Annotated in this window: 31 protein-coding genes and 1 pseudogene; 17 read left to right on the top strand and 15 right to left on the bottom strand. The window is 67.9% G+C overall.

From position 1 onward, the window contains the following. Positions 1-59 precede the first annotated feature (59 nt). Positions 60-434, bottom strand: coding sequence for a hypothetical protein (locus ACPW96_RS02630; protein WP_425881919.1), 375 nt, complete (start codon positions 432-434; stop codon positions 60-62). Between the two features lie 222 nt (positions 435-656). On the opposite strand from ACPW96_RS02630, the gene ACPW96_RS02625 reads away from it, so the two are divergent. The 3 genes from ACPW96_RS02625 to ACPW96_RS02615 all read left to right on the top strand — a co-directional run bounded on the left by ACPW96_RS02625 (position 657) and on the right by ACPW96_RS02615 (position 3,616). Beyond that, entirely contained in the window at positions 657-2,282 is a 1,626-nt protein-coding gene (locus ACPW96_RS02625) for a DUF5597 domain-containing protein (protein WP_425881918.1), read from the top strand. A gap of 97 nt (positions 2,283-2,379) precedes the next feature. Next, positions 2,380-2,700, top strand: a complete 321-nt coding sequence (locus ACPW96_RS02620; protein WP_425881917.1) for a winged helix-turn-helix transcriptional regulator — start codon at positions 2,380-2,382, stop codon at positions 2,698-2,700. 502 nt (positions 2,701-3,202) lie between these two features. Beyond that, on the top strand, positions 3,203-3,616 hold the full coding sequence (locus ACPW96_RS02615; RefSeq protein ID WP_425881916.1) for a hypothetical protein: 414 nt from the start codon (positions 3,203-3,205) through the stop codon (positions 3,614-3,616). A gap of 107 nt (positions 3,617-3,723) precedes the next feature. Here the strand turns inward: ACPW96_RS02615 and ACPW96_RS02610 are convergent, their stop codons facing one another. Both ACPW96_RS02610 and ACPW96_RS02605 read right to left on the bottom strand, forming a co-directional pair. Beyond that, entirely contained in the window at positions 3,724-4,770 is a 1,047-nt protein-coding gene (locus tag ACPW96_RS02610) for a PDDEXK nuclease domain-containing protein (protein ID WP_425881915.1), read from the bottom strand. An 84-nt stretch (positions 4,771-4,854) separates the two neighbouring features. After that, positions 4,855-5,295 carry a DUF1801 domain-containing protein gene (locus ACPW96_RS02605; protein ID WP_425881914.1) on the bottom strand — a complete coding sequence of 147 codons (441 nt, stop codon included), beginning with the start codon at positions 5,293-5,295 and terminating at the stop codon, positions 4,855-4,857. Between the two features lie 151 nt (positions 5,296-5,446). Between ACPW96_RS02605 and ACPW96_RS02600 the strand changes: the two genes are divergently transcribed. Then, a complete protein-coding gene (locus ACPW96_RS02600; RefSeq protein ID WP_425819454.1) occupies positions 5,447-6,052 on the top strand; it encodes a dihydrofolate reductase family protein in 606 nt (201 codons plus the stop codon). 228 nt (positions 6,053-6,280) lie between these two features. Further along, positions 6,281-7,318, top strand: a complete 1,038-nt coding sequence (locus ACPW96_RS02595; protein WP_425881913.1) for an alpha/beta hydrolase fold domain-containing protein — start codon at positions 6,281-6,283, stop codon at positions 7,316-7,318. Here ACPW96_RS02595 and ACPW96_RS02590 read toward each other — a convergent pair. From ACPW96_RS02590 to ACPW96_RS02580, 3 genes are read right to left on the bottom strand one after another with little or no spacing between them, the layout of a single operon-like run. Continuing rightward, complete coding sequence (locus tag ACPW96_RS02590; RefSeq protein ID WP_425881912.1) at positions 7,284-7,739, bottom strand: DUF2255 family protein; 456 nt, start codon at positions 7,737-7,739, stop codon at positions 7,284-7,286. The two genes, ACPW96_RS02595 and ACPW96_RS02590, sit on opposite strands and share 35 nt — an antisense overlap. Positions 7,740-7,747: 8 nt before the next feature. Then, the gene (locus ACPW96_RS02585) at positions 7,748-8,350 is read right to left on the bottom strand and encodes a response regulator (protein WP_425819460.1); all 603 of its coding nucleotides are present in this window, start codon (positions 8,348-8,350) and stop codon (positions 7,748-7,750) included. Continuing rightward, positions 8,347-9,570 carry a sensor histidine kinase gene (locus ACPW96_RS02580; protein ID WP_425881911.1) on the bottom strand — a complete coding sequence of 408 codons (1,224 nt, stop codon included), beginning with the start codon at positions 9,568-9,570 and terminating at the stop codon, positions 8,347-8,349. Before ACPW96_RS02580 ends, ACPW96_RS02585 begins: the two co-directional genes overlap by 4 nt. 165 nt (positions 9,571-9,735) lie before the next feature. Here ACPW96_RS02580 and ACPW96_RS02575 point away from each other — a divergent pair, with 165 nt between their 5' ends. From ACPW96_RS02575 to ACPW96_RS02560, 4 genes are all read left to right on the top strand, one after another. Beyond that, positions 9,736-10,299 carry a hypothetical protein gene (locus ACPW96_RS02575; RefSeq protein ID WP_425881910.1) on the top strand — a complete coding sequence of 188 codons (564 nt, stop codon included), beginning with the start codon at positions 9,736-9,738 and terminating at the stop codon, positions 10,297-10,299. 122 nt (positions 10,300-10,421) lie between these two features. Continuing rightward, positions 10,422-10,628, top strand: coding sequence for a hypothetical protein (locus ACPW96_RS02570; protein ID WP_425881909.1), 207 nt, complete (start codon positions 10,422-10,424; stop codon positions 10,626-10,628). Positions 10,629-10,719: 91 nt separating this feature from the next. Further along, positions 10,720-11,763, top strand: coding sequence for a lactonase family protein (locus tag ACPW96_RS02565; RefSeq protein WP_425881908.1), 1,044 nt, complete (start codon positions 10,720-10,722; stop codon positions 11,761-11,763). A gap of 8 nt (positions 11,764-11,771) precedes the next feature. Then, positions 11,772-12,497 (top strand): AAA family ATPase, encoded by a 726-nt coding sequence (locus ACPW96_RS02560; protein WP_425881907.1) that lies wholly within the window; start codon positions 11,772-11,774, stop codon positions 12,495-12,497. Positions 12,498-12,539: 42 nt separating this feature from the next. On the opposite strand, the gene ACPW96_RS02555 is transcribed toward ACPW96_RS02560, so the two are convergent. The 5 genes from ACPW96_RS02555 to ACPW96_RS02535 all read right to left on the bottom strand — a co-directional run bounded on the left by ACPW96_RS02555 (position 12,540) and on the right by ACPW96_RS02535 (position 14,789). Beyond that, positions 12,540-12,953: a hypothetical protein gene (locus ACPW96_RS02555; protein WP_425881906.1), complete on the bottom strand. Its 414-nt coding sequence runs from the start codon at positions 12,951-12,953 to the stop codon at positions 12,540-12,542. Positions 12,954-12,957: 4 nt separating this feature from the next. Next, positions 12,958-13,440, bottom strand: coding sequence for a pyridoxamine 5'-phosphate oxidase family protein (locus ACPW96_RS02550; RefSeq protein WP_425881905.1), 483 nt, complete (start codon positions 13,438-13,440; stop codon positions 12,958-12,960). A gap of 179 nt (positions 13,441-13,619) precedes the next feature. Beyond that, on the bottom strand, positions 13,620-13,982 hold the full coding sequence (locus ACPW96_RS02545; protein WP_425881904.1) for a nuclear transport factor 2 family protein: 363 nt from the start codon (positions 13,980-13,982) through the stop codon (positions 13,620-13,622). A 59-nt stretch (positions 13,983-14,041) separates the two neighbouring features. Beyond that, the gene (locus ACPW96_RS02540) at positions 14,042-14,473 is read right to left on the bottom strand and encodes an SRPBCC family protein (protein ID WP_425881903.1); all 432 of its coding nucleotides are present in this window, start codon (positions 14,471-14,473) and stop codon (positions 14,042-14,044) included. After that, the gene (locus tag ACPW96_RS02535) at positions 14,466-14,789 is read right to left on the bottom strand and encodes an ArsR/SmtB family transcription factor (protein ID WP_425881902.1); all 324 of its coding nucleotides are present in this window, start codon (positions 14,787-14,789) and stop codon (positions 14,466-14,468) included. Before ACPW96_RS02535 ends, ACPW96_RS02540 begins: the two co-directional genes overlap by 8 nt. A gap of 118 nt (positions 14,790-14,907) precedes the next feature. Here ACPW96_RS02535 and ACPW96_RS02530 point away from each other — a divergent pair, with 118 nt between their 5' ends. Beyond that, positions 14,908-15,345, top strand: a complete 438-nt coding sequence (locus ACPW96_RS02530) for a VOC family protein (RefSeq protein ID WP_425881901.1) — start codon at positions 14,908-14,910, stop codon at positions 15,343-15,345. 565 nt (positions 15,346-15,910) lie between these two features. Here ACPW96_RS02530 and ACPW96_RS02525 read toward each other — a convergent pair. Beyond that, a pseudogene (locus ACPW96_RS02525) lies at positions 15,911-16,357 on the bottom strand (SRPBCC family protein); the annotation flags it as partial. Positions 16,358-16,598: 241 nt separating this feature from the next. Between ACPW96_RS02525 and coaBC the strand changes: the two are divergent. From coaBC to ACPW96_RS02510, 3 genes are all read left to right on the top strand, one after another. Further along, positions 16,599-17,846 (top strand): bifunctional phosphopantothenoylcysteine decarboxylase/phosphopantothenate--cysteine ligase CoaBC, encoded by a 1,248-nt coding sequence (coaBC, locus tag ACPW96_RS02520; protein WP_425881900.1) that lies wholly within the window; start codon positions 16,599-16,601, stop codon positions 17,844-17,846. Beyond that, positions 17,843-18,799, top strand: a complete 957-nt coding sequence (gene coaA / locus ACPW96_RS02515) for a type I pantothenate kinase (RefSeq protein ID WP_425881899.1) — start codon at positions 17,843-17,845, stop codon at positions 18,797-18,799. The genes coaBC and coaA overlap by 4 nt, the downstream gene beginning before the upstream one ends. Before the next feature lie 102 nt (positions 18,800-18,901). Further along, on the top strand, positions 18,902-19,606 hold the full coding sequence (locus tag ACPW96_RS02510) for an NRDE family protein (RefSeq protein WP_425819959.1): 705 nt from the start codon (positions 18,902-18,904) through the stop codon (positions 19,604-19,606). Between the two features lie 4 nt (positions 19,607-19,610). Here the strand turns inward: ACPW96_RS02510 and ACPW96_RS02505 are convergent, their stop codons facing one another. Continuing rightward, positions 19,611-20,300 carry a MerR family transcriptional regulator gene (locus ACPW96_RS02505; RefSeq protein ID WP_425881898.1) on the bottom strand — a complete coding sequence of 230 codons (690 nt, stop codon included), beginning with the start codon at positions 20,298-20,300 and terminating at the stop codon, positions 19,611-19,613. 111 nt (positions 20,301-20,411) lie between these two features. Between ACPW96_RS02505 and ACPW96_RS02500 the strand changes: the two genes are divergently transcribed. From ACPW96_RS02500 to ACPW96_RS02490, 3 genes are all read left to right on the top strand, one after another. After that, on the top strand, positions 20,412-20,858 hold the full coding sequence (locus ACPW96_RS02500; RefSeq protein WP_425819491.1) for a DUF6194 family protein: 447 nt from the start codon (positions 20,412-20,414) through the stop codon (positions 20,856-20,858). A gap of 68 nt (positions 20,859-20,926) precedes the next feature. Then, complete coding sequence (locus ACPW96_RS02495; protein ID WP_425882134.1) at positions 20,927-22,291, top strand: FAD-binding oxidoreductase; 1,365 nt, start codon at positions 20,927-20,929, stop codon at positions 22,289-22,291. Beyond that, the gene (locus ACPW96_RS02490) at positions 22,288-23,646 is read left to right on the top strand and encodes a class I SAM-dependent methyltransferase (RefSeq protein ID WP_425819495.1); all 1,359 of its coding nucleotides are present in this window, start codon (positions 22,288-22,290) and stop codon (positions 23,644-23,646) included. The genes ACPW96_RS02495 and ACPW96_RS02490 overlap by 4 nt, the downstream gene beginning before the upstream one ends. Here ACPW96_RS02490 and ACPW96_RS02485 read toward each other — a convergent pair. Beyond that, positions 23,643-24,311 carry a TetR/AcrR family transcriptional regulator gene (locus ACPW96_RS02485; RefSeq protein ID WP_425819497.1) on the bottom strand — a complete coding sequence of 223 codons (669 nt, stop codon included), beginning with the start codon at positions 24,309-24,311 and terminating at the stop codon, positions 23,643-23,645. The genes ACPW96_RS02490 and ACPW96_RS02485 overlap by 4 nt on opposite strands. 113 nt (positions 24,312-24,424) lie before the next feature. Between ACPW96_RS02485 and ACPW96_RS02480 the strand changes: the two genes are divergently transcribed. Next, positions 24,425-25,126 carry a DUF899 domain-containing protein gene (locus ACPW96_RS02480; protein WP_425819499.1) on the top strand — a complete coding sequence of 234 codons (702 nt, stop codon included), beginning with the start codon at positions 24,425-24,427 and terminating at the stop codon, positions 25,124-25,126. 62 nt (positions 25,127-25,188) lie between these two features. Here ACPW96_RS02480 and ACPW96_RS02475 read toward each other — a convergent pair whose 3' ends face one another. Next, positions 25,189-25,818, bottom strand: a complete 630-nt coding sequence (locus ACPW96_RS02475; protein WP_425819501.1) for a LysE family translocator — start codon at positions 25,816-25,818, stop codon at positions 25,189-25,191. Positions 25,819-25,922: the final 104 nt, after the last annotated feature.

Below are 25,922 nucleotides of genomic sequence, written 5' to 3'. Positions count from 1 at the left end.
CTCGCCCGCACGGCTCGGGCTCGCCCTGCCGATCAACCCGAGGCCGGGTGGAACACGACCTAGAGACGTCCAGAGGCCGTCACGACGCGGCGGGTGTGTTCGGCTCCCGCGGTTGATAGATGAAGCTCGCGGTCCGGGTCAGCGGGTTCGGGCATCACATAGAGGCCGCTCTGCGAGTTGGCCGCGCTCATGAGATCAGTCAGCCACGCCCTGTTCAGGAAGGGGACATTCCGCCCATCGAATCTGTAGAGCAGCGAGCAGCCCGGATGGATCCAGACGCTGCTGCGTCCACCGCCATGGCTCCTGTCGTCCGTCCACGAGAAGTGAAAGGACTCACCGCGGCGCACCTTTGCGCCGATCACCGACTGAAGGTGCGCGAGCGTGCGATCCTCGAAATCCACTCGGACTATCTCGCCGTACCTGAACGATCCCATGGCGACGCTCCCCACGCATCGAAGGGTCCGCCCGGTCAGCGCCCCTCGCCCACTCCAGCAGATGAGCGGGTCGGCGGTCACACCCCTAGGGGTGAACCGAGAGCAGGTGACCGTGGTGATCGCGGCTGCGCAGGCACTACTGTCGAAAACAGACTAAAGTTGCGCGGAGTCGTTCCGGCGATACGCCCGCGCGACTCTCGCCCCTACGATCCTGGAGTTTCGATGACGAATGTGCCCGTGCTGGAGCGTGCCGGTGGTCACGTGCGGCTGATTGTGGACGGCGAGCCCTTTCTCTGCCTCGGAGGCGAGCTGCACAACTCGAGCTCGTCCGATTCGACCTATATGGCTCGCATCTGGGAGAGGCTGGGACGCTCCGGAATCAGCTCCGTCATCGCGTCCGTCGGGTGGGATCAACTTGAACCCGAGGAGGGCCGATTCGACTTCCACGTCGTCGAGGAGCTGCTGCAGGGAGCGCGGTCTGCCGGCGTGCGCCTTGTCCTGATCTGGTTCGGCGCCTTCAAGAACGCCTCGTCGACGTACGCGCCGACGTGGGTTCGGGCGGATCGTGCGAGGTTCCCGCGCGCCGACCGCGGCGCGACACCCTATGCCGAGCCGTTCAGCTACGAAGGGTCCATGCCAAGACCCGCACTGTCCGTCTTCGGCGCGGAGCTTCGAGAGGCGGATCTGCGCGCCTACACGGCGCTGATGCAGCATCTCAGCGAGGTGGATGCGCAGCACACGGTCGTGATGATGCAGGTCGAGAACGAAGTCGGCCTGCTCGGGTCGGGACGGGATCACTCGCGGCCTGCGGTCGAGGCGTGGAATGCGCCGATCCCCGCCGATCTGCTGGCCGCGATCGAGGCCGACGGCGTCGGCTTCGACCAGGACATCCTCGATCTCTTCGCTGATCCGTCCGATCGGGGCGTGTCGTGGACGGAGCGATTCGGTCCCGGCAACCCTGTCGCCGACGAGGTGTTCATGGCGTGGGGCTTCGCTCGCTACGTCGGCGCGCTCGCGGATGCCGGCAAGGAGATCACGCCCCTGCCGGCGTATGCGAACGCGTGGCTGGGGCCGCAGCCCGGGCAGGACCTGCCCGGCCAGTACCCAAGCGGCGGACCGACTGCGCGGATGGGCGGGGTCTGGCGAGCAGGCGCTCCTGCGCTCGACTTCATCGCCCCCGACATCTACGTCTCAGACGGTGCGACCGTGATGGCCGAGTACGCCTCGGACCTCAACCCTCTTTTCGTTCCTGAAGCGCGTCTCAGGACCGGTGACGCGTTCTTGGCCGTCGGCGCGTTCAACGCGATCGGCTACCACGCCTTCGGCATCGACGACGTCAGGGACGAGAGCCAACTCTTCGTCGCCATGCGGCAGCTGCTGGCATTGAGGCCCGAGATCGTGGCCGCACAGCGGGAGGGACGTATAGTCGGATTCGCGCTGGATGATGACGTCGAGGCTGTCACCGCTGCCCTCGCGGACCTCACGGTCGTCATCCGGAACGCACCGAAGCTGCTCGCCCGCATGCTGCTCGACGTCGGTGTTCAGCTGCCGGCACCGGTTCCGCTGCCCAGCGAAACGACGTCGAGCAGCCACGGCGAGCAGCCGGCCGATCCGCGCCCATTCGGCATCCTCATCGCCACCGGGCCACTGGAGTTCGTCGCGATCGGCCAGAACGCCGTGATCGACTTCTCGCGCGAAGGAACGGAACTCGAGGTCGACAGCGTCCGAGAACTGCGATTCACCGACGGCTCGTGGACGGGTGGGCGCATCCTCAACGGGGATGAACGGCTGAACATCCTCGGCACCAACACCATCACCGCCGCAAGGATCACACTGCTCGGGTCATGACGCGGCGGCGCGGGGGGGCTCTTCCCCTTCTCAACCCGTGCCACGAGACTGATCCCGTGCAACGGGGCACCGTCCTCCGGCGACGGGCGGGCAGTGCGTGACGTTCTGGATCGGGGTGGGTGACAAGTGGTCGCTGCTCGTCATCGTCACCCTGCAAGGGGGGCGCCTGCGCTTCAGCGAGCTGCAGCGTCACATACCCGGTATCTCGCAGCGCATGCTGACCCTGACCGTACGGCAGCTCGAGCGCGACGGCCTTCTCGTGCGCACGGTGCATGCCGAAGTGCCCCCGCGCGTCGAATACGACCTCACCGAAACCGGCCGCACCCTGATCGAGCCCTCCCGGGCGCTGGCGGAGTGGGCGATCGCCCATTACGCGTCGATCGAGCGCGCGCGGGAGCGCTACGACGCAAAGGCTTGATCGCCGATCCTCCCGCCCCTTCAGGTGTGAAGTGCGCGGTCAGGATCTCTTGCTCTTCGGTATCGACGTCCGCCGCGAGCGACATGAATCGCTCGCGCCATGCGGTGCGCTGTTGCGAGGTGAGCGCCATGCCGCCGGCGAATCACCGGAGGTGCATATCGAACATGTCCGCGGTGAGTCGGGTCGGACGCCCACGGCCCGACAGGGTGACTTCGGACGGTTCAACACGACCGCGATTTCGGTGCCCGTATTCGGAACGGGCGTGTTCGTCGCCCGTTCACGACGACGGCGCGATCGCTACCGCCGTCGATGGCAACATCCGGGTGATCCACGAGTTCGCCTGAACCCGTACGCGCTTCGCACGCGCCTTCCAGCCGCGGGGCACTGGCTTTACGGCTGGATGTGCGTGTCACGATGAGCCGTGGCGATCTTCGTGAGCGGCAACCCCGGTTCCGGCAAGTCGACCTTGACGGCCGAGCTGCTTCGCAGAGGTGTTCACGCCGTGGACGCGGACGAGGCGGATGGGTTGGCCGGGTGGATGAACGCCGACGGGCAGGTCGTTGGTGACTCCTCCGCTATTCCGACCCCCGAGCTGCTGAAAGACTGCTACTGGGGGTGGTCACCATTACGGATCGACCAGCTCATCACGGATCTTGGGCCCCGCGGGGTCCTCCTCGGTATTGCCGCCAATCAGTGGGACTACCTCCGTCGATTCGACGACCTCGTTCTGCTCGAACTCGACGCCGACACGCAGCGCGAACGGGTGAGTGCTCGGCACCCTCTCTTTCAGGAGCAGATTCGGGCCGGCCTACCCGTCTTTCAGGCCCGGATGATCGAGCACGGTGCCCTTCGCATCAGCGCGACGCGACCGACGACCGCGATCGCGCAAGCCGTGATTGCACATCTGAGGGACTGACAAGCGATCGCGGTGAGCCAGCGCTGGGCGGGCAGTCGTCGTCGACGAGCTACGCGCCGCATCCGACTTCACTCCGCGTCGATGGGAGTATGGCTGCGCGCGCTCAGTCAGGGGACCTCGGGCGGCGGTTCGGTGGTTGTGTCCGCGACCTCGGCGGCGAGTCTGGTGAGAGTGTCTTCGGCGGGAAGCGCCGCCTGTTCGGCCGCGGACAGCTCGTATCGGGACACGGCCATGGGCTTCGATGTGCCGGCCAGTGAGTAGCGGACGACGGTTTCGTTCTTTTCGGCGACCAGAAGGATGCCGACCGTGGGCGCGTGCCGATCCGGCAGGCGCAGCCGGTCATCGACGAGAGCCACGTAGAAGCCGAGCTGACCGGCGTCTCGTGGGTCGAACTTGCGCGTCTTCAACTCGAAGACGATGTACCGCAGTTGCTCCACATGGAAGAACAGCAGGTCGATGTAGAAGTCGTCACCGTCCACTTCGATGTGATGCTGACGACCGATGAAAGCGAACCCGCTGCCCAATTCGCGGAGCGTGTCGACGATCCGCCGAGTAAGGCGATCCTCGAACTCCCGCTCGGTGATGTCAGCATCCACGCCGAGGAAACCCATCGTGTAGGGGTCCTTCGTCAGCTGCTGAGCGAGGTCAGAGTCGGATCTGGTGAGTGCCGCCGCGAAATTGCTGGGGGCTGCGGCGTCGCGTTCGTGCAGTCCGGTGCGGATCTGGTGGACCAGGACAGCTCTGCTCCAGGCGTGCTGCACGTCCTTCCCGGCGTACCACTCACGCAGCGCCTGGTCGTCCAGCTTCTCGAGGAGTTGGACGATGTGGGTCCACGGCAACTGTCCGACCGGCTGCTGGACGATTCCATTTCGCTCCGGCCACGCGGCGGCGAACGCTCGCATCGAGAAGAGGTTGGACCTCGAGAATCCGCGCATCGTGGGGAACTCCGCCTGAAGGTCCTTCGCGAGGCGGGCGACCACGCCGGTGCCCCATCCACTCGTCTTCTGCTTTCGGAGGATGGTGTCGCCGATGTGCCAGTACAGCGCGACGAGCTCCGCGTTCGCACGCCGCTGCAACGTGAATCGCGCGTCGCGCACACGGCGCTTGAGCGCGTCGAGCGTCTCGGTGTAGTCCGTCGGCTCTACTTCTCCCACCGTCCCAGCATCCTCCACCGGGCAGACACGGCAATAGTCCAGCAGCCTGCTGGACCATCACTTGAAGGGCTGGCGTCCGACGGGCTACTCGGCGGTTTTCCAGAGGATCTGACGTATCGGCCCCTCTTGGGACTTCGACTCCACGAACTCGTAGGACTCTCGGACGATCCGTTCGAGCACGGTCAGGTCGACATCGCTGAGCCGCCGTATGTAGACGCAGTATCCGCTCAAGGAATGCGTGCCGAGCTTCGCCAGAAGTGACGAATGACGTGCCGTGCCGTCCATCAGATAGATGGTCAGCTTGCCCTTTCTCGGGTAGAAGCCGATCGTGTGACCGTCGCCCTCCCGGCCGCTCTGGTACTTGTAGTGGTAGGTGCCGAATCCGATCGTGCCGACGTTCCACAGCGCGGGCTCCTGTCCACTGACCCGCTGCATCATCTCGATCAACGTCTCGCTGTCCTTGACGGTCTGCTCATCGAGCGACGCGATGTAATCGTCGACCGAGCGATCCTGTTGGTCTGTCATTTCACCTCTGCATTCCATGCCCGGACGGCAACCTGTCCCAGGACGCCCGCGGTGCCCCGTTCCGTGCCACGGTAGTCTTCCAGCCTGTGGTCGGCTCGTTTAGGTCCCGGGCGACTGCCCGCGAACCGCAATCACCCTCGAGAGGTCCCGGATGCCGGACACCACCTGCCACATGTCGATCTCGCTCGACGGCTTCGTAGCAGGGCCGGACCAGAGTGCCGAGCACCCGCTCGGCAGACGCGGGATCGAGCTTCACACCTGGCACGTCGGCGACCCGAGGGCCACCGAGGCGGACGAGATCGCGGCCGGATGGCTGATGCGCCCGCGCGGCGCCTACGTGATGGGCCGCAACATGTTCGGACCGATCCGCGGTGAGTGGGGCGAGGACTGGCGCGGATGGTGGGGGCCGGAGCCGCCGTATCACGCGCCGGTCTTCGTGCTGACCCATCATGCCCGCGAGCCGATCGAAATGGAGGGCGGCACGACCTTCTTCTTCGTCACCGAGGGCTTCGACGCGGCGTACGCACGTGCGCGTGAGACGGCCGGCGACGGCGGCGTCGACATCGCGGGCGGCGCCTCCACGGTGCGGCAGGCCCTCGTAGCAGGGGTCGTCGACGAGCTCACGCTCGACATCGCCCCAGTCCTGCTCGGGTCGGGCGAGCGGATGTTCGACGGCGTCGAATCCTTCGGGTTCGAACCGGTAGAGGTGCTGCACTCGCCGCTGGCCACGCACATCCGCTACCGCCGGGCGCGCTGAAGCCTGCTCCGACAAGTCCGCCACACGGATCGGCGGAGGCGCGAACCAGGCCGCGGGCTGCCGTGAACTGGTGAGGAACCGCTCGACCCGTCAGACCGACCTCGCGACTCCCCGCTCATGCGCTCATGGTAATCCGCTGGCAATCGCGCCGTCAGTGCCCCCCGCACCGGCAGTGCGAGGCGTCCCCGACGCTCCTGCTGGGCTTCGTTGTTGCAGGAGGGCACCGGGGTGCACGACGCTGAAGGCACGAAGCTCCCCGATGACGCCTGGAGGATCATGTCCGTGCACCCTGCGCCGCCGTTCGACCCGGAACTCGCCCCGGTGCTGGCGGCCATCGCCGACCGAGTTCCGCCCACCCTGACGCTGGAGATGGTCCCGCGCTTCCGGGCCCTGCCCGCAGATCCCTCCGTGGGTGGTCTGGTCGACGCCGTCGGCGCTGTCCACGACGAGCGCTCGCTCCGTTCGGATGACGGTGCCGAGATCGTCGTCTCGGTGTTCCGCCGCGCGGTGCGCTCGGGATACGGCGGCCCCGGCATCCTGTATCTGCACGGCGGGGGGATGCTCTTCGGCAATCGGTTCGGCGGCGTGCAGGCGTACCTGCCGTTGATCGAGAGCCACGATGGCGTCGTCGTCGCCGTGGAGTACCGGCTCGCACCCGAGCATCCCGACCCGATTCCCTTGGAAGACGGCTACGGCGCGCTCTGCTGGATGTCGGACTCGGCCGCAGAGCTCGGCATCGACCCCGCACGGCTCTTGATCGCAGGTCAGAGCGCGGGCGCCGGCCTCGCGGCGGGGGTGGCTCTGCTCGCCCGCGAGCGCGGTGGTCCGGTTCTTCGCGGGCAGGTCCTCGTAAGCCCCATGCTCGATGACCGGGACGAGACTGTCTCCACCCGGCAGGTCGACGGCATCGGCGTGTGGGATCGGCAGAGCAATCTGCTGGGCTGGTCCGCGCTGCTGGGTGACCGTCGCGGCCGTCCGGATGTCGGAGGCCCGACGGCACCCGCGCGAGCGGTCGACCTCACCGGCCTGCCACCGGCGTTCATCTCGGCCGGCAGCAGCGAGGTCTTCCGCGACGAAGCCGTGGCATTTGCCTCGCGCATCTGGGCCTGCGGGGGAGTGGCCGAACTTCACGTCTGGCCGGGCGGCTTCCACGGGTTCGAGAACTTCGCGCCGCAGGCGGCTCTGTCACTGGCTGCGGCCGCCGCCCGGGACGGATGGCTGCATCGGCTCCTCAGCGACGTCCCGCCGGATGATTCTGCTGCGTGATCGTGGGCACCGGCCGGGGCGCGAGGCGGAGGGTCGATGCGACGGCTTCGGCGGTGAGCATGGACTGTGCGCCGGCCGCGCCGTACTTGGCCCGGTAGGACGCGTCGACGGCGTCGGCATCCGTGCTTCCCGTCGCGGTTACGATCACGTGGACCGGTTCGCCCCGCATGCGGATCAGAGCGCTCCCCGATGCGACTGCCCTGCCGTACCAGCCGGTGTTCCGCCGGTGCCAGGTGCGGACGAACACCTCGTCGTCGGCGACGACGACCCAGATCGGTGTCCAGCGCCCGGGAACTCCGTCGGCGGGCGGCACCGAGATTTCCAGCTCACGCAAGCCATCGAGGTGACGCAGGTCCTGAGGGGACCACGTCGGCCCACTTGGGCTGTCAGCCTGCGGGCGCAATCCGGAATCTTCCTGCATCGACGTCGTCAGATCCAGCCGCGCTCTTCGGCGAGGAGCACGGCCTGCTGACGCGTTCCGACGGACAGCTTGCCGAGGATGCTGGAGACGTGGTTGCGCACGGTGCCGGGCGCCAGCGACAGCGCGCGAGCGATCTGACCCGTCGTCTCGCCCCGCCGCCCGGCACGCAACACATCGCACTCCCGGTCTGTCAAGGGGCTGCGCTCGTCGCTCAGCGCGTCGGCGGCCACCTCGGGGTCGACGTAGCGACCGCCGGCGGCGACCCGCCGGATGACCGTCGCGACCTCGTCGGCGCCGCGCGATTTCGGAAGGAAGCCGGCGACGCCGGACGACAGCGCACGTCGAAGCACGCCCGGTCGGGCGTGACGCGTGACGACGACGCATCGCGTCACCAGCAGGCGGTTGAGCCGCTCCGCCACCTCGACTCCGTCGAGGCCGGGCATCTCGAGGTCGAGCAGGCAGACATCCGGTTTCAGCCTCAGCGCCTCTGCGAGGGCATCCGTCCCGTTCTCGCACTCGGCGACGATGTCGATGTCCGGCTCGAGCCGCAGCAGGGCTGCGAGCGCGGAGCGGATCATCGCCTCGTCGTCGGCAAGGAGCACCCTGATCACCGGCGACCCTCCTGCTGCACCGGGATCGTCACGACGATGGAGAAGCGCTCCCTGTCAGAAAGCACCTCGATCCGCCCGCCCGCCTCCGAGACCCGCCGCTCCATGCCCTGGAGCCCGGAGCCGTCACCGTTCACGACCGCACCAGGTGTGAGGTCGTTCGAGATCTCGTACCTCCACGAGTCGCCGTCCGGCGCGAGGGAGAGGCTCGCTCGCTGCCCACCGCCGTGTCGCAGGACGTTCGTCGTCGTCTCGCGGATGACGGGGCCGAAGACGGATGCCGGCGCGCGGTCGGCATCCGGTGCCACGATCGCATCCGTCCCGATTCCCGCGGCGATCAGCAGATCACGGGCGTTCTCGATCTCGTCGCGCAGGGGCACCGAGCGAAACCGTGTCGCGAGGTCGCGCGTGCCCTGTCTTGCGGCGTCGACGCTCTTGCGCGCGGCCCGAAGCGTGTCGAGCGCCGCATCGGGGTCGCGCGACAGGAGCCTTTCGGTGAGCTCGAGCTGCAGCGCGATGACCTGGAGGTGGTGTCCCTGCAGGTCGTGCACATCCGTCGCGACGCGGAGCCGCTCCTGCGTCGCGCCGAGCCGTGCCTCCGACGCGCGGGCGAGGTCGAGGGTCACGAGAACGTCCCACCACCACAGCGACAGGACCGTCATGGCGGGCAGGAACGTGGAGTAGAACGCCAGCAGCACCCAGCCCGACGCGTCGCCCAGCGTCGCGGCGTCGCTGAAGGACCCTCGAGCGTCGAAGATCCAGGCGCAGCCCAGCGATGCGGTCACCACGAGGAGCGCGCGTCCGCGCACGTGCCTGGGCCAGTTCAGAAGCATGAGGGACTGCGCCACGGGAAGCAGGCCGATGAGAACGCTCTCCGTGATCACGACCGACGCTGCGCCGTATGCAGCCGCGATCAGCACAGGGATGAGCACCCGAGGCGACCTCGCCGACACCCCGGCATCCGTTCGGTGGCGGTAGTCGGAGAGGAGCGGCAGCGTCGAGGCCAGCCAGATCGATCCCCCGATCGCGACGGTCCACAGCCCCACGGGTGCGACGCCCGCCTCGAGCAGGGTTGCCAGCCAGACGACGACGATCATGACCTCGAAGAAGACGATGACCGACACGGTGTACCACCAGGTCGCTGTGACGCCCCGAGCAAGCCGCAGCGTCGCCCGCGCATCCGCCGTCGGGACGCCGACATCCGGCGCCATGCCTCGTTTCACCCGCCCCACCATACGGCCATGACACTTGTCATGGACCGCGCGTGCGAATCACCCGGCGACGGGTGACAGCCCGACACTGCCGCTCTACGGTCGCATCCGATGAGCTTGAGTTCACACCCCGAGGCGAGCCGACACGCGGCCGCCTGAACTACAGGAGCCCGTCCCATGACTCTCATCGACACCTTCCAGGACCTCGTCGCGCAGGTTCCCGACGCCGTCCAGCCGCTCATCGTGGCCGCCGCAGGAGCCATCCCCTTCATCGAGGGCGAGGGGGCTGCGACGATCGGCATCATCGGCGGGATCCCGCCTGTCATCGCCGTCGTGGCCGCGATCATCGGCAACTTCTTGTGCGTCGCCGTGCTGGTGGTGCTCAGTTCCCGCACACGCACGGCCGTCATCGGGCGACGTCGCAGCCGCGCGCAGCTACGCGAGACGGTGCCGGCCGGGGCACCCGGCCGCGGTGCATCGAGGGAGGGCGACGTGCTCGACGCGACGCGCCCCGCGGTCTCGCCGCGCGCGGCGAAGTTCCAGCGAGCGTTCGAACGCTACGGAGTGCCGGGTGTGAGCTTGCTCGGCCCCCTGCTCCTACCCACCCAGTTCACCGCCACCATGCTCGCCGCCGCCGGCGTCCGCAAGGCGCGCATCCTGATCTGGCAGGCCGTCGCGATCATCGGCTGGACCACCGCGGTCGCGCTCATCATCAGCGGCGCCGTCTACGCGGGCCGATGACGACCGGATGCCGGTGAGTGCGCGCCCGCGGGAAAGGGTGCGACTCGGCTGCGTCAAGCCGGTTGCACGTCCACCGTCTGACCGGGACGCTTGGCGTACGGAAAGCTGAAGAGGAGAAGAACATGGCGGATGGATCGACGCAGGGTCGCGCGGCTGAGGAGAAGGAGCCGACGAACGACGAGCTGGAAGAGCCCAGCACGGAGAAGGAACCGGGTGAAGAGCCGAAGTCGGACGACGGAGGAGAACCACCGCCCAGCCATCAGGCAGTGGGGATCGGCGTCGTCGGCGGCCCACTGGTCGACGCAGAGCAAGACTCAGCCGACGACTGACCGCACAACCCGCACCTCCTCCCGCTTCCCCGTGGGGAGCGCACGGCCGTCTGACCCTCACGCTCCGGAGTGCACGTTCTAGGATCGGGGGATGACGGAGACTCCTTCACTCGTGCTCGTCGCAAACGCCGGTGATGGCAGCATCAGCGCTTTCCGGCTGTCGGACGGTGCGCTCGAGCGCCTGGCCGTGACGGACGGGCTTGCCGGCTGCTCGACATTCGCAGTCGATCCCACTCGCGACCTTGTGTATGCCGCGGTGAAGGCGTCAGCGGAAGGTGAGCAGGCGGCCATCGTGACGCTTCAGCTCGACCGCGGCACCGGGGCACTCGAGCAGCGCTCGCGCCTCGATCTTCCGCAGGGCGGGATGAACTACCTGGCCCTCTGCGGGGACGGGGCGGGCCTGCTCGGCGCCTCGTACGGCGGCGGATACGGAGTCAGCTGCCCGGTGACTGATGGCGTCGTGGGTGCGGCCATCTCGCAGATCAGCTTCCCCAATCTGCACTCCGTGCTGCCGAGCGATGACGGGCGATTCGCCTACTTCATCTCCCTCGGCGACGATCTCGTGGCGCAGTACTCCCTGGACGAGGATCTGCGATTGACGCCGCTCGAACCGGCCACGGTCGCGGCGCCTGCCGGCAGTGGTCCACGCCATCTCGTGCTGAACGAGGCGCAGGACGCCGTCTACGTGCTCACCGAGTTCTCCGCGCAAGTGCTGCACTTCGCGCGAGACACGCAGACCGGAACACTGGAGCTCCGAGGTGCGGCGGACGCGTTCGACCCGACGAAGAGCCTTGAGCACAGCCGCTTCGGGGCCGATCCGCGGGCGGAACACCTCATCTGGGGTGCCGACCTGCACCTGGCTTCCGGCGGCCGATGGCTGTGGTGCTCGGAACGCACGGAGAGCACGCTCGGCGCGGTATCGGTCTCGGATGATGGCTCGGTCGCCCCGCCCGATCGGTTCTTCACGACGGAACCGCAACCGCGCGGGTTCGCCCTCAGCCCGGATGGTGCCCACCTGATCGCCGCGGGCGAGCGATCGACGACGATCTCCTTGTATGCCGTGGACGGCAGCCGTCTCCGCCTGCTCGAGCAGGCGGAGACGGGTCGTGGCGCGAATTGGGTGCGCTTCGTCTGACCTCCTCGATGCTCTCGCCGCAGCCGCCCGTCGTCGCCGTCACGGCGTACGACGACCGCGGGTCGCCGCTCAGCACCTGGCCCGGCAGCATCCCGGCGGTACGGCAGCTTCTCGATCGGGGGCTCCGACTCGATCCGGGCATCACCTTCCTGGTCGGGGAGAACGGGTCCGGCAAGTCGACGATTCTGGAGGGCATCGCTCTGGCGTACGGGATGTCGCCCGAGGGCGGCTCGACGTCTGCTCGACACGGGACCAGACCGACCGAGTCGCCGCTGTCGGACTGGCTGCGAATGCAGCGCGGCGTGGGCGCCAGCCGCTGGGGTTTCTTCCTCCGTGCGGAGACGATGCACTCGTTCTACACCTATCTGGAAGCGAACCCCTCGAGTGGCCCCGAGCCGCGCTTCCATGAGATGAGTCATGGCGAGTCTTTCCTCGCCATCCTCGAAACCCGCTTCGATTCGCCCGCGTTCTATTGTCTCGATGAGCCGGAAGCCGCGCTGTCGTTCACCTCAACCCTGGCACTGATAGCGAAACTGCGCCGGATCGCAGACGAAGGCGGTCAGATCCTCTGCGCAACCCACTCTCCCGTCCTCGCCGCCATCCCGGGCGCCGCCATCCTCGAGGTGGGGTCGTGGGGGATGCGCCGCTCTTCGTGGGAAGACCTCGAACTGGTCCACCACTGGAAGTCCTATCTCGACTCGCCGAAGCGATACCTGCGCCACCTGCTCGACTGACTGGTCACATCCTGGAGCGGAGCACGTCGAACCCGGCCGCGCCTAAACGAAGGGCTGTTCCGGACCTTCGGACTGCCCGATGATCCGGATCGGCAGGTCCTTGGTGCCTCGTGCTCGCAGCCGCAACTCGAACCGGCGCGTGATCGCTTGCAGCACTTCGTACGGTTCGACGTCGTGAACCAGGAACTCGGTGGCCGGAATCTGTCCGCCGTGCTCCGCGGCGATCTTCGGGAACACATCGGCGGCTTCGGGAATGAGGTCTCGGTCCACGGCCACGACGCGCAGCTCGTGGCCATGGTCGCCGTCGCGTATGTCGAACCCGACGATCAGCCACTTCTCGCTGTCCAGGCCGGCGAGCTGGGCAAAGTCGGCCGAGCGTCGCTGATCGAGTTGCGCGGTGCCGCTCCAGTCCGCCGATGCAACATCGGCGGCCCGCCAGATGAATCCGTCTCCCATGGCGCTATCTTCCACCGAAAACGAAGCGCGAGGCATCCGTCGGGAAACTCGTCCATGCGAGAGCGCGGTGGGGCACGACCATCCAGAGCGGTGACGCATACGCGGCAGGGTCTCCGTACCCGTACTTCGCCCGGGACCGGGCCGTCAACATCTGCGCCTGCTCGCTGCTCGGAGTGATCAGTTCCGCGATGCCCTCGACGATCACCGGTGCTATCGCGTCTTCGGTATGCACCGATACTTCGCCACCACGGAGCAGGTTGAGGTGATGAACCGTCGCGACGCTGCCACCGAACCACAGGCAGTCGGTCTCCCAGAGTCCGTCTATCGGGACGGTGTGTGGCCGACCATCGCCCCGAACCGTTGCCAGCCAATAGTGCGGCGCCATGCTCAGTCGGCGGGACACGTCCGCCCACCTCAACGTGTGCTTCACCCGCCCGTACTCACGGGGCAGGGTCAACGGCTCGACCCGGGGTTCGTGCTCGCTCATTGCTTCCCCTTCCGCCGTTGATCGACACGAAGGCCCACCTATGCTCAGACGCGCATCATTTTGCCCTCCGGGTCGGACATCCGGAACCGTTCAGCATCGAGACGCTCTCTCGATCGTGCGGCAGGCGGCGTTCGATCCTGTCGAGAAGCTCTCGCCGGGCATCTGGTTCTGGCATGGAATCACGCGGCCTGCGGCGGCCTGTAGCCGAGGCGGTCGAACGTCAGATGGATGCTGGTGATCCGGCCGCCCTCGACGGTGAACAATTCGCTGGCGAGGGTGTTCTCCGTGACGGCCGTCTGCGGGTAGTACCAGAGGGCGACCCGCTTCCCCTCCGTCATCCGAGTCAGCTCCGGTGTTCCGGTGAGCATCGGCATGAACGCGGAAAGGTAGCCCCGCCAGTGCTCTTTCGTCGTGACGTCCGGATCGGGGGCGGAGCACACGAAGGAGTCAGCCACGTAGGTCATTGCGCGATCCACATCACCGCTCGTCCAGGCCCGGTGGTAGGCCTCGACGATGGCAACGGGTGCGGGGCTTTCGGGCATGTCATGCTCTCCTTCGGTCTCGATCTTGGCCTGGGTCTGGGTCTGAGTTCGGGTCGGGGTCACGGCGAGGGGCTCCAGGTGTCGGGCGGAAGGGTCGCACCGGTCGCGGCGAGCGCGAACCGGGAAAGGAAGTGCTTCCACCCGTCGATGTGTCCGGCCACTTCGCCGTCCGGCAGGTCGGTGTGCACGACCACGAGACGGGTGCCGGCTTCGATGGCGCTCAGTTCGAACGACACCGTCGATGATCCGGGCGGCAGGGCCGCGCTGCCCTCGAATCCCCACGTCACCGTCACCCGTCGGGGCGGGTCGACCTCGAGGAATGTCCCTCGGGCGCCGTAGCCGGCGATGTTCACGGAGAACTCGCCGCCCGGCGTCGGCACGACCCGGGCCCAGTCGCCCATCCACGCCGTGATTCCTTCCGCAGTCACCAGGTACTCGAAGACCCGTTCCGGGGCGGCGGCGATGTCGACACTGGAGCGGTGCTCAACCATCGGCGGCACCCGCGTTCTCGATGGTGTGCTTCAGGCGGGTCAGGCGCTCCGGCCAGAAGTCGTCGAAGAACGCCTTGCCGACCGCGAGGCCTTCCACGCGCACGGCATACAGGTGCCGAGTGCCGTCGCGGGTGCCCGAGACGAGTCCCGCTTCGCGGAGCACCTTCAGGTGGTGGGACACGACCTGCTGCGACAGTGCAAGTTCGCTCGCGATCTCACCGACCGGGCGGCCACCACCGCGCACCAGCGCGAGGATCGAACGACGGTTTCTGTCGGAGAGAGCGTGAAACGCGTCATCCAGAGCGAGGGAATTCATCAGTACCTCCACGCCCATCCTGCTCCACACACGCATGTTTGTACAAGTGACCGTTTGTGGATGCGCGGCGGCTCAGCACTGGTGGAGTTGAGGGGCCGGGCTCTGTAGCGTGCCGTGCATGGCCATCAGACTGGAGAACGTGGGCATCGCCGTTCGCGACCTCGAAGAGACCATCGCCTTCTTCACCGACCTGGGGCTCACCGTCATCGGCCGCGACACCGTCAGTGGCGAGTGGGCCGAGACCGCGGTGGATCTCGACGGCAATCACGCCAAGATCGCGATGCTGCAGACGCCCGACGGTCAGGGGCGCCTCGAACTCTTCGAGTACATCCATCCCGAAGCGATCGAGACGGAGCCCACTCGTCCGAACGAGATCGGCATGCACCGAGTGGCCTTCTCGGTCGACGACATCGACGAGGCCCTTGAGATCGCCGCGAGGCACGGCTGCCTCCCGCTGCGCGGCGTGGCGACCTATCAGGACGTGTACAAGCTCGCGTACGTGCGCGGTCCCAGCGGCATCATCGTGATGCTCGCCGAAGAACTGAAGAAGGGCTGACGGCCGGATCGGCTCGCACGCGCACCTGCGCACTGAACGAGCCCACCGAGGTGGAGATCCATCTGCTGTACGACTGGGATGCCGGCCGCTGACTGATCGACAACGTCAGCTGACTTCAACCGTGCGCCCCGGGCCTCTCCGAGGCCCGGGGCGCACGGCGGGATCACAGGTCCCTGCGTGTTTCCCTCGTGGCGGGATCCTCGTCGACCAGGAGATCCTCTTCGGCGCTGGTGCGTGTTGCGCCCGTGGATCCCTGCTTGTCCTCTAGCGCCTCCTCTTGGGGGCTGCCCTCCCACGGGCCGGTGAGTGTCCCGGAGGGGTCGCTCGTGTACTGCTCCGGCAGCGCGTCACCCGCTGGCCTGGCCGTGACGTCGGCCCGCACATCGGTGTCGTCCTCGTCACCCTGCTTGCTGGCGGCGACACCGACACCGACGGCGGCGGCCGCGGCTGCCGCGGCGACTCCCACGCCGGCCGCCACCTTGCCCGAGACTCCTGCCTTGCCGCTGTCACCGCGTGAGGCGGCGGCGTCCTCGACTCCCGGCTGGCCGGCAGCAGTGCCGTTCCCGACCGTTCCGCGCCACGCGCCTGTCGCGTAGCCTTCCGACTCGATGAATGCCTTGAAGCGCTCTAGGTCGGCTTCAGCCTGGTTCTCGACGACGTTCAGCTTGTCGCCGACCTTCTCGACCAGACCCTCCGGCTCGTACTCGAGGACCAGGTGCACCTGCGTCTGCCCGCCGCCGACATCTTCGAAGGTGACGGACCCGGCGTTGGTCGCGCCCTCGGTCGCGGCCCACGACACCTTCTTGTCCGGCACCTGCTCCAGGATGGCTGCCTTCCATTGCCGACGGACGCCGGCGATCTCCGCGACCCACTCGAGGTTCTTGTCATCGAGCTGAGTGACGGACTTGATGCCCCCCATGAAGTGCGGGAACTCTTCGAATTGAGTCCACTGGTTGTACGCGATGCTGAGCGGGACGTTGACGAGAATGCTCTTTTCGACCTTCGTGCTCATGGTCTCTCCTTCTGCCGTACGTGATCTGCGCGGGTAGCGCTTGCTCCCGTAACAGAAACACGCCCCGGCGCGAGCGGGTACCCCCTTGCATTTGCCGAGGAGCAGCATAAGAATCTGTCCGCCGCGGCGTCAGGTCGCCCTCGCCTCGCCCGTTGGCCGACATGACCGCCGGGCATTTCGAGCGGGGTACTACGCTGTCGCACGCGGGCCGGCGCCGTTTCAGCTCGCGGAAGGGCAGACGATGAGCCAACCCCTGGACATCGTCGTGGGTGTCACCGGCGGCATCGCGGCGTACAAGGCGGTGCAGGTGGTGCGCGACCTCGTGCTCGCCGGTCACACCGTGCGAGTGATCGCAACCGAGTCGGCATTGCGCTTCGTCGGCGCGCCCACCTGGGAGGCGATCAGCCGCCAGCCGTTGCACACCTCCCTCTACGAGGGTGTCGCCGCCGTGCGGCACGTCGCCCTTGGTCAGCGGGCCGACGTGATCGTCATCGCACCCGCGACCGCGAACACGATCGCGAAGCTGGCCGCGGGCATGGCGGACGACCTGCTCGGCACGACGGTGCTGGCGAGCCGAGCGCCGCTCGTGCTTGCGCCCGCGATGCACACCGAGATGTGGCAGCATCCGGCGACCGCGGCGAACATCCAGACGCTTCGTGCGCGCGGGGTGTCGATCGTCGGGCCGGAATCTGGCCGGCTGACGGGTCCGGACGTGGGACTGGGGCGGATGTCGGAGCCCGACCGCATCGTCGCGGCGGTGCTGGCCGCGGGCACCGGAGCCGCTTCGCTCGAGCCGGCTCCTCCGCGCGACCTCGAAGGCCGGCGCGTGCTGATCACGGCGGGCGGCACACGGGAGCCGATCGACCCGGTGCGCTATCTGGGCAACCGCTCCAGCGGCAAGCAGGGAGTCGCCTTCGCCCTTGCGGCCGCCGCGCGCGGCGCCCATGTGACCGTGGTAGCCGCCCATCTCGACGAAGGTCCGGCGGCCGAGCTCGCGGCTGCCGGACTGGCCACCGTCCCCGTCGAGACCGCGGCAGAACTGGCCTTCGCCGTCCAGGACGAGGCGAGCGCGGCATCCGTCGTCATCATGGCGGCCGCCGTCGCGGACTACACCCCGGCGGAGGTGGCCGAGCGGAAGATCAAGAAGACCGAGCGCGGTGAGCAGCTGGAGATCGTGCTCACCCGCACGAGAGACGTGCTCGGTGAACTGGTCGCACACCCCGTCCCCGGGCGCGTGGTCGTGGGGTTCGCGGCCGAGACGGCCGAGGATCGGGATGAACTGGTCGCTCTCGGACGCGAGAAGATCGCCCGTAAGCCGGCCGACCTGCTGGTCGCGAATGCCGTGGGCAACGGGCGTGGGTTCGGGGCTGATGACAACTCGGCGGTCGTGCTCGCGGCATCCGGGGAGATCGTGCTGGAGGTGTCCGGCAGCAAGCGGGCCGTGGCGGATGCCGTGCTCGACCGCGTCGTGGAGCTGCTGGCACGGTGACCGCTCGGGCCGAGCCGCCGGCGCCCGCGGTCGCGAGGGAGCTCTACCGGGAGGTCCTACGGTCCGACTGGGCTCGCCTGGCGCCGGGCTTGAAGCAGCCGCTCACCGAGAGCGAAATCGCTGAGGTGCGTGGGCTCGGGGATCGTCTGGACATCGACGAGGTGCGTGAGGTCTATCTTCCGCTGAGCCGGCTGCTGAGCCTGTACGCGAATGCGGCGAAGCAGCTCGGCGCCGCCACCAGCCGGTTCCTGGACGAGCCCGACACGACGACGCCCTTCGTTCTCGGTATCGCCGGTTCGGTGGCCGTCGGAAAATCCACCGTCGCCCGGCTCCTGCAGGAGCTGCTCAGCCGCTGGCCCGAGACACCCAAAGTCGAACTGGTGACGACGGACGGCTTCCTCTATCCGAACGCCGAACTGGAACGCCGCGGGCTGATGCACCGTAAGGGCTTTCCGGAGTCGTACGACCGGCGCGCGCTGCTGCAGTTCCTCACCGAAGTGAAGAGCGGGGCTGCGGAAGCTCGCGCCCCGATCTACTCGCACCTCCGATACGACATCGTGCCCGGCGAGGTGGTCACCGTGCGCCGGCCGGACGTCGTGATCGTGGAGGGGCTCAACGTGCTGCAACGCCCGCCCGGTGCGCAGGACGCCTCGATCGGCGAGCTGTTCGACTTCTCGATCTACGTCGACGCTGACAGCGACGACATCGCCCAGTGGTATGTCGACCGGTTCATCGCATTGAGACGGAGCGCGTTCCGTGATCCGTCGTCCTACTTCAATGTGTACGAGCGGATCGGTGACGAGGAGGCGGTCAGCCGGGCGATGGGGTTCTGGAACGACATCAACCTCCCGAATCTCCGAGAGAATGTGCTGCCGACCAGGCACCGGGCGACGCTGGTGCTGCACAAGGCCGCCGACCACCGGGTGAGCCACGTGCTCCTGCGCAAGCTGTAGGTCGCACACGCGCCCACCCGCCGTGCTACCCCGTAGGCGAAGGACACATGGCCGACGCCTTACCATCGTTGAGTACCCGAACCCTGAAGCCGGGAGCGTCTCATCTGCACCGTCGTCGTCCGTGTCCCCTCCTCGCCGCACGAGCCCACACGCGTGCTGGCGATCCGCGACGAGGACCCCGAGCGCCCGTGGAGCCCGCTCGGGCGATGGTGGCCCGAGTCTCACGGCGGGGTCGTAGGCGTCCGCGATGTGCGGGCCGGTGGCGCATGGCTGGCCGCTGACTCGGACGCGGGGCGGCTGGCCGTGCTGCTGAACCGGGCGGATGAGTCACCGCTGGCGGAATCCGAGATCGTCTCGAGGGGCAGCCTGGCTCTGGACTCGGTGGCGGGCCGGACCCCGCGGAATCCGCGGACCCACGGCTTCAACCTGGTCGAAGTCGAAGGGCAGAGCACGCGGGTCACATCCTGGGACGGGCTGCAGCTTCGCAGCGAGACGCTCGCCCCGGGCACCCACATGGTCGCCCATGACGACGTGGATGACGAGGCGACACCACGCATCGCGCGGTGGCTCCCGGACTTCTCGGACGCCCCTCTCACCGGATCCGGTCGATGGTGGGCGCCGTGGATCGATGTGCTCGCGTCCTCCACGTCGCTGGAAAGCACCGACGACCAGGCTCTCATCCGCGACAACCGTCCCCACGGCTACCCGACGCAGTCGCTTCTCGTCTGTGTGGCGTCGGTGACGGAGGACGCGGTCGACGTCGAGTACCGCGCTCTCCGCGAGCCCGGTCATTGGGACGGCTTCTGAGCGCTCACCGGATCACCGGCGGCCGTGAAGGCTCCCGCGCGACGAGCAGTGCATGCAGGTGGGATGCCGCCTCGAGGAGAGCGATGCTGCGGCGGCTGAGATCGGCGAGCCGTTCGTCGAGCAGCGCTCGAGCCTCCATGGTCAATCCGGTCTCGCGCAGTTGCGAGAGGATGCGGGCGATCGGCGGGATCGGGGAACCACCGCTGCGAAGTGCCGCCACCATTCGTGCCTCCGTGATCGCGCGAGCGTCGTAGCGCCGGGCCTGCGACCCGGTGATGCGGTCGGGGCTGACGAGTCCTTCGTGCTCCCAGTGACGCAGGGCGGATGGCCGGACATCGAGTGCTTGAGCCAGCTCGCCGATCGTCATGGCGTCATGCTCGTCGAACGCGTCGGCGGCCTCTGTCAGGACCGTGTCGACGCCGCGGCGTGCTTCACGCACTCGAGCGCGGTCGCGCGCGATGGCGGCGTGGAGCTCGTCGATCATCTCGGCTGCTTCATCGAGCGTGCTCGCCAGCAGCGTGGGCAGAAGCTGTCGCGCCGGCACCGGGCCGATGGCTGCCGCGAGAGCCCGGTATGTCCCGAGGGCGATGATGTGTCGCTGCTCGTACAGCCGATAGCCGTTTGCGCCTCGCACAGCGGTCGGGATCACACCGAGGCGTTCCAGGTCGCGCACCTGCTGGCTGGAGTAGCCCACGAGCCTACCCAGCGCTGCAGTCGTCAATCGCGGCACTTGAGGGTTCGGCATCCTCATGCCCGCGTTCACGGCGCCAACTCCACATAAGCACTGTAGGGCGACGATTGAACCATGAAAATGCGAGAGATCATCGATGCGGTCAGCACCTTCGACGGCTCACTTGTCGTCGTGCCGGAGGAGGGCGGGTCGTCCCCGGAGGTGGCGTGGGGTGATGCGTTCTTCTACTACGCCCCCGACGGCGTGATGCCGGAGCGCACCCAGCCATACGGAACCATCATCACGAAGGACTACCCGGACGATGGGGACTCGAGATTGGGAGAAGACGACCGGTTCCGGGTCAACATCCATGTCGGTCACGATCAGGCTGCGCGGCTCACCACGGCAGCCTCGGATCCCGCCGAGCCCGACGCCTTCTTCCCGCACCCGCTGTACAGCGCAGCGGGATGGGTGTCGGTGGTCAACCCTGGAGCGAAGACGGCGGATGCGGTCGTGTCGCTCTTGCGCGACGCGCACGACGCCGCTCGCGCTCGGATGGCTCGCCGCTCGGCGAACCGGTAGGTCTCGCGACCAGGACCCTTCAACTGGCGACGTCCGCGGACTACCGTGTCAGTGTGTCCGCTCCCGCGATCGATGCACGGACAGCTCACGCGGCAGGCGTGGAGCGCCTGCTGGAGAGCTATCGCGCCGTGCCCGCGAGCAGCTCCGTCCGGCTGGCGAAGCGCAGCTCGAATCTCTTCCGGGCACGTGCCGCGCCCGACGCCCGCGGCCTCGACACGTCCGGTCTGACCGAGGTCGTCGCCGTCGATGCGGCGACTCGGACCGCCGACGTGGCCGGCATGTGCACCTACGAAGACCTCGTGGCCGCGACCCTGCCCTTCGGGTTGGCCCCTCTGGTGGTGCCGCAGCTCAAGACCATCACGCTCGGCGGCGCCGTCACCGGCCTGGGCATCGAGTCGACGTCGTTCCGCAACGGGCTCCCGCACGAGTCCGTGCGGGAGATGGACATCCTCACCGGTGCGGGGGAGCTGGTCACCGCGTCGCCCGTCGAGCACACGGACCTGTATCGCGCCTTCCCCAATTCGTATGGGACGCTCGGCTACGCCGTGCGGCTGCGCATCGAGCTCGAGCCCGTCCAGCCGTTTGTCGCGCTGACCCACCTGCGATTCCACGCGCTCCCGGACCTGGTGGCGGCGATGGAGGGCATCGTCGAAACCGGTCGCCTCGACGGCGTTCCCGTCGACTACCTCGACGGCGTGGTGTTCAGCCCGCAGGAGAGCTATCTGTGCGTGGGCGTGCAGACCGCGGCATCCGGCCCCGTCAGCGACTACACGGGCCGGCAGATCTACTACCGGTCCATCCAGCACGACAACCGCGTCAAGGAGGACCGGCTCACCATCGCCGACTATCTGTGGCGCTGGGACACCGACTGGTTCTGGTGTTCGGGGGCGTTCGGCGCCCAGCATCCGGTCGTGCGTCGCTTCTGGCCACGGCGGCACCTGCGCAGCAGCTCCTACTGGAAGCTCATGAAGCTCGAACGGCGGTTCGACATCGGGGATCGCCTCGAGAAGCTGCACGGCCGCCCCCCACGTGAGCGGGTGATCCAGGACGTCGAGGTGCCGATCGGGCGCTGCACGGAATTCCTCGACTGGTTCCTCGCCAACGTCCCCATCGAGCCGGTCTGGCTGTGCCCGCTCCGGCTGCGCGACGACGACAGCTGGCCCCTCTACCCGATCCGTCCGCACGAGACGTACGTGAACGTCGGCTTCTGGTCGACCGTGCCGGTGGGTGCGACCGAGGGAGAGACGAACCGGATGATCGAGCGCCGGGTCAGCGAGTTCGACGGGCACAAATCGCTGTACTCGGAAGCCTTCTACGCCCGGGATGAGTTCGACGAACTGTATGGCGGCGACACCTACCGGACGGTGAAGGAGCGGTACGACCCCGACTTCCGACTGCTCGACCTGTATGCCAAGGCGGTGGAGCGACGATGACGACGTACGACGAGAACACGACGGATGCCGAAGCGGTCCTGGGCGCGACAGAACCCGCGGATGCCGGGGGAGCGGGCGCGAAGGAGGGAAGGCTCAGCCTCGCCGAGGTCCTGGAGATCTTCGTCGGCAGTCGCCTGCCGCTGCGGATCACCGCCTACGACGGAAGTTCAGCCGGACCGCCCGACGCGCCGTTCGGGCTGGACCTGAAGACGCCGCGCGGCACGACCTATCTCGCCACCGGCTTCGGCGACCTGGGTCTGGCTCGCGCGTACATCGCCGGTGACCTCGACATTCGCGGTGTCCACCCCGGTGATCCCTACGAACTGCTGAAGGCGCTCGCCGAGAGCCTCGAATTCGCCCGGCCGCCGGCGCGGGTGATGGCGCAGATCGTCCGCTCCATCGGCGTCGAGCACCTGCGGCCGATCGCACCGCCACCGCAGGAGGTGCCGCCGCGCTGGCGCCGTATCGCCGGAGGACTCCGGCACAGCCGCTCACGCGACGCCGAAGCCATCCACCACCATTACGACGTCTCGAACGACTTCTACGAGTGGGTGCTCGGGCCGTCGATGACCTATACCTGCGCGTGCTATCCCCACCGCGACGCAACGCTCGATGAGGCGCAGGAGAACAAGTACCGCCTGGTCTTCGAGAAGCTGCGACTGAAGCCGGGCGACCGGCTGCTCGACGTGGGGTGCGGCTGGGGCGGCATGGTGCGCTACGCGGCCCGCCGCGGCGTGAAGGCCACCGGCGTGACGCTCTCCCGGGAGCAGTCGGCCTGGGCTCAGAGGGCCATCGCCGAGCAGGGGCTGTCGGGAATGGCCGAGGTGCGGTTCGGGGATTACCGCGACATCGCCGAGCGCAACTTCGACGCGGTGTCATCGATCGGACTGCTCGAGCACATCGGGGTTCGGAACTATCCGTCCTACTTCCGCTTCCTCGCGTCGCGGCTGCGACCAGGTGGGCTGCTGCTCAATCACTGCATCACGCGATCGGACAACCGCACCGAACCGTCGGCCCGCGGATTCATCGATCGCTACGTGTTCCCCGACGGGGAGCTCACCGGCTCGGGGCGCATCATCAGCGAAGCCCAGGACGCGGGGCTGGAGGTGCTGCACGAGGAGAACCTGCGCCCGCACTACGCGATGACGCTGCGCGACTGGTGCGCCAACCTCGTCGAGCACTGGGACGACGCCGTCGCCGAGGTCGGGCTTCCCGCCGCCAAGGTGTGGGGTCTGTACATGGCCGGATCGCGACTGGCCTTCGAGTCGGGCGGGATCGAGCTGCATCAAGTGCTGGCGGCCACGCGGGACCATGGTGCCGGCGACCTGCCGCTGCGACCATGGTGGACGCCTTAGCTCAGGATGCCGGTGATCGCTGCCTCGACCGTCCGCTGGGCGGCGGCCTCGATGTCCTCGGGCGAGCGCTGACGCAGCGGGCCGTACAGCGCGAGCAGCGCGAAGCCGTGGACGGCCGACCAACAGGGCCACTCCGCGCCCGGGCGCGCCGCGGGCGCCAATTCGCCCGAGTCGACCAGCGCGTCCAGGGCCTCGATCAGGAAGGCGAGCGGCGCGGGTACCGCGCCCGCGTCGCCCGTTGCCGCACCGTTCGGCACCGGATGGTCGATCGTCGCGTCGTTCAGTGCGGCGGATGCCGCGCCGAAGGCGTCGGGGCCCCCGAAAGCGACGTCGAACCAGCCCGGTTCGGCGAGGGCGAACGCGATGTATCCGAGGCCCACAGCGGTCAGTCGGGCGCGGGCCTCCGACATCCCGGATCGGGCCGGGGGCTGCAGCGCCAGCATCCGCTCGACCATCTCGTCTTGGATGCGCGTCGCCACGGCGGCACGCAGGCTCTCGCGATCGGCGAAGTGCCGGTAGGCGGCGTTCGGCGAAACGCCCACCGCACGAGTGACGTCGCGCAGCACGAGGCCTCGTGATCCGGCCACGCGCGTCAGGTCGAGCGCGGCGTCGATCAGCGCCGACCTGAGGTTGCCGTGGTGGTAGGTCGAACGAGCCGGATCCATCGTTCCCCTTGACTCACCGTGGTGAATGTGTACCCTGTCAACATAGCATGTGGACACCGTACACATGTGTCACCCGCGCGCGGCGGGCCGACACCGGATAGAAAGGCGAGCCGATGGATGCAACGACCACCACGGCGCTTCCCCCCATCACCGATGCCGCCGAGTGGCGCCGCCGGCTGGATGAACTGCGTGTTCGCGAGAAGGCGGCCACGCGCGAGCTCGACGCGATCGCCGCTCAGCGACGACGACTGCCGATGGTCGAGCTGCCGGACTACGTGCTACAGAGCGAGGACGGCCCGGTCCGGCTCGTCGATCTGTTCCAGGGCAAGAGGCAGCTGATCACGTACCACCACATGTGGTCGCCCGGTAAGGACTGGCAGTGCCCCGGTTGCACGGGCTTCACCGCACAGTTCACCCGGCTGGACTTCCTCGAACCGTACGACGCCCGATTCGTGATCGTCACCCAGGGCGAGATCGGCGAGGCCCTGGCATACCGCCACAAGGTCGGGAATCGGATGGAGTGGTACTCTACGGCGGGCAGTTCGTTCGGCGCAGACGTCGACGCCCCTCCGGGCGGAGGGTTCGCCGTCAATGTGTTTCTGCGCGACGGCGACAGGGTCTACCGCACCTGGCACACGAACGGACGCGGGACCGAGCAGCTCACGCACACCTTCCCCCTCATCGACCTGCTGCCATACGGGCGCCAGGAGGAGTGGCAGGACTCGCCCGACGGCTGGCCGCAGCTTCCCGCCTACGAGGGCTGGCGCAACGCAAAGGACATTGCGAGGCTGTACGGTCCGAGCCGACCCGCGTAGTCGGAGCCGGCCGCGATCGCTGTCCCGGCCGACCACCACTCCGCGGCGACCGAAGCCCAAGGTCAGGTGACGGCGCGGCGGGACGACGCGAGCCAGAACGCCAGAGCGAGCAGGACGCCGCCGCAGACCCGTTCGATCCAGATTGCTCCGCGTTGTCTCAGCAGGCGAATCGCCTGTGAGCCGAGAAGGGCGTAGGCGAACATGATGGTGAAATCGAGCGCACAGAACACGATGCCGATCACGATGTACTGCGGGATCGGCGCCGCTGCCGGAGCGATGAACTGCGGCAGCAGCGCGCCGACGAACAGGTACCCCTTCGGGTTCGTGACCGAGACCAGGAAGCTCTTGACGAAGACCGCCGTGCGCGCGCCGCGCGGATCTGCCGCGGGGTCGCCATGCAGGAGGGAACCCTTGGACAGCATCATGCGGATGCCTAAGAATGCGAGGTAGGCGACACCCACCCACTTGACGATGGAGAAGGCGACTTCGCTGGCGAGGAGCAGCGCCCCGAGGCCGACGCCGACAGCGACGACCAGGATGACATCCGAAGCGACGGCGCCCAGCATCCCGAAGGTCGCCCGGCCCACGCCGTACCGGGAGCCGTTCGCCAGAGCCAGGAGGACGGTCGGCCCCGGGATCGCGATCGCGACCGTGGCGGCGAGTGCGAAGGCCAGGACCGTCGTGGGTTCCATCTCATTCCTCCGAGGTTCTGCGTTCAAGACGTCCAGCGATGTCGTGAGGGTGGATGAGGCCCGCCGACGTCGCGTCGCGAGCCTAGCGAGAACCCCGCGGCTCC

It is taken from the genome of Micromonospora sp. DT81.3, assembly GCF_049847225.1.
Classification (GTDB): Bacteria; Actinomycetota; Actinomycetes; order Actinomycetales; family Microbacteriaceae; genus Microbacterium.
The sequence above is the reverse complement of the archived record's forward strand: the minus strand, read 5'-3'. Positions and strand labels throughout refer to the sequence as shown.

Coding starts and splice junctions, on each gene's coding strand:
- ACPW96_RS02630 (WP_425881919.1), bottom strand. CDS start 434: ATGGGATCGTTCAGGTACGGCGAGATAGTCCGAGTGGATTTCGAGGAT.
- ACPW96_RS02625 (WP_425881918.1), top strand. CDS start 657: ATGACGAATGTGCCCGTGCTGGAGCGTGCCGGTGGTCACGTGCGGCTG.
- ACPW96_RS02605 (WP_425881914.1), bottom strand. CDS start 5,295: ATGACAGACCAACAGGATCGCTCGGTCGACGATTACATCGCGTCGCTC.
- ACPW96_RS02600 (WP_425819454.1), top strand. CDS start 5,447: ATGCCGGACACCACCTGCCACATGTCGATCTCGCTCGACGGCTTCGTA.
- ACPW96_RS02590 (WP_425881912.1), bottom strand. CDS start 7,739: ATGCAGGAAGATTCCGGATTGCGCCCGCAGGCTGACAGCCCAAGTGGG.
- ACPW96_RS02575 (WP_425881910.1), top strand. CDS start 9,736: ATGACTCTCATCGACACCTTCCAGGACCTCGTCGCGCAGGTTCCCGAC.
- ACPW96_RS02570 (WP_425881909.1), top strand. CDS start 10,422: ATGGCGGATGGATCGACGCAGGGTCGCGCGGCTGAGGAGAAGGAGCCG.
- ACPW96_RS02565 (WP_425881908.1), top strand. CDS start 10,720: ATGACGGAGACTCCTTCACTCGTGCTCGTCGCAAACGCCGGTGATGGC.
- ACPW96_RS02560 (WP_425881907.1), top strand. CDS start 11,772: ATGCTCTCGCCGCAGCCGCCCGTCGTCGCCGTCACGGCGTACGACGAC.
- ACPW96_RS02555 (WP_425881906.1), bottom strand. CDS start 12,953: ATGGGAGACGGATTCATCTGGCGGGCCGCCGATGTTGCATCGGCGGAC.
- ACPW96_RS02550 (WP_425881905.1), bottom strand. CDS start 13,440: ATGAGCGAGCACGAACCCCGGGTCGAGCCGTTGACCCTGCCCCGTGAG.
- ACPW96_RS02545 (WP_425881904.1), bottom strand. CDS start 13,982: ATGCCCGAAAGCCCCGCACCCGTTGCCATCGTCGAGGCCTACCACCGG.
- ACPW96_RS02540 (WP_425881903.1), bottom strand. CDS start 14,473: ATGGTTGAGCACCGCTCCAGTGTCGACATCGCCGCCGCCCCGGAACGG.
- ACPW96_RS02535 (WP_425881902.1), bottom strand. CDS start 14,789: ATGAATTCCCTCGCTCTGGATGACGCGTTTCACGCTCTCTCCGACAGA.
- ACPW96_RS02530 (WP_425881901.1), top strand. CDS start 14,908: ATGGCCATCAGACTGGAGAACGTGGGCATCGCCGTTCGCGACCTCGAA.
- coaBC (WP_425881900.1), top strand. CDS start 16,599: ATGAGCCAACCCCTGGACATCGTCGTGGGTGTCACCGGCGGCATCGCG.
- ACPW96_RS02500 (WP_425819491.1), top strand. CDS start 20,412: ATGAAAATGCGAGAGATCATCGATGCGGTCAGCACCTTCGACGGCTCA.
- ACPW96_RS02490 (WP_425819495.1), top strand. CDS start 22,288: ATGACGACGTACGACGAGAACACGACGGATGCCGAAGCGGTCCTGGGC.
- ACPW96_RS02485 (WP_425819497.1), bottom strand. CDS start 24,311: ATGGATCCGGCTCGTTCGACCTACCACCACGGCAACCTCAGGTCGGCG.
- ACPW96_RS02480 (WP_425819499.1), top strand. CDS start 24,425: ATGGATGCAACGACCACCACGGCGCTTCCCCCCATCACCGATGCCGCC.
- ACPW96_RS02475 (WP_425819501.1), bottom strand. CDS start 25,818: ATGGAACCCACGACGGTCCTGGCCTTCGCACTCGCCGCCACGGTCGCG.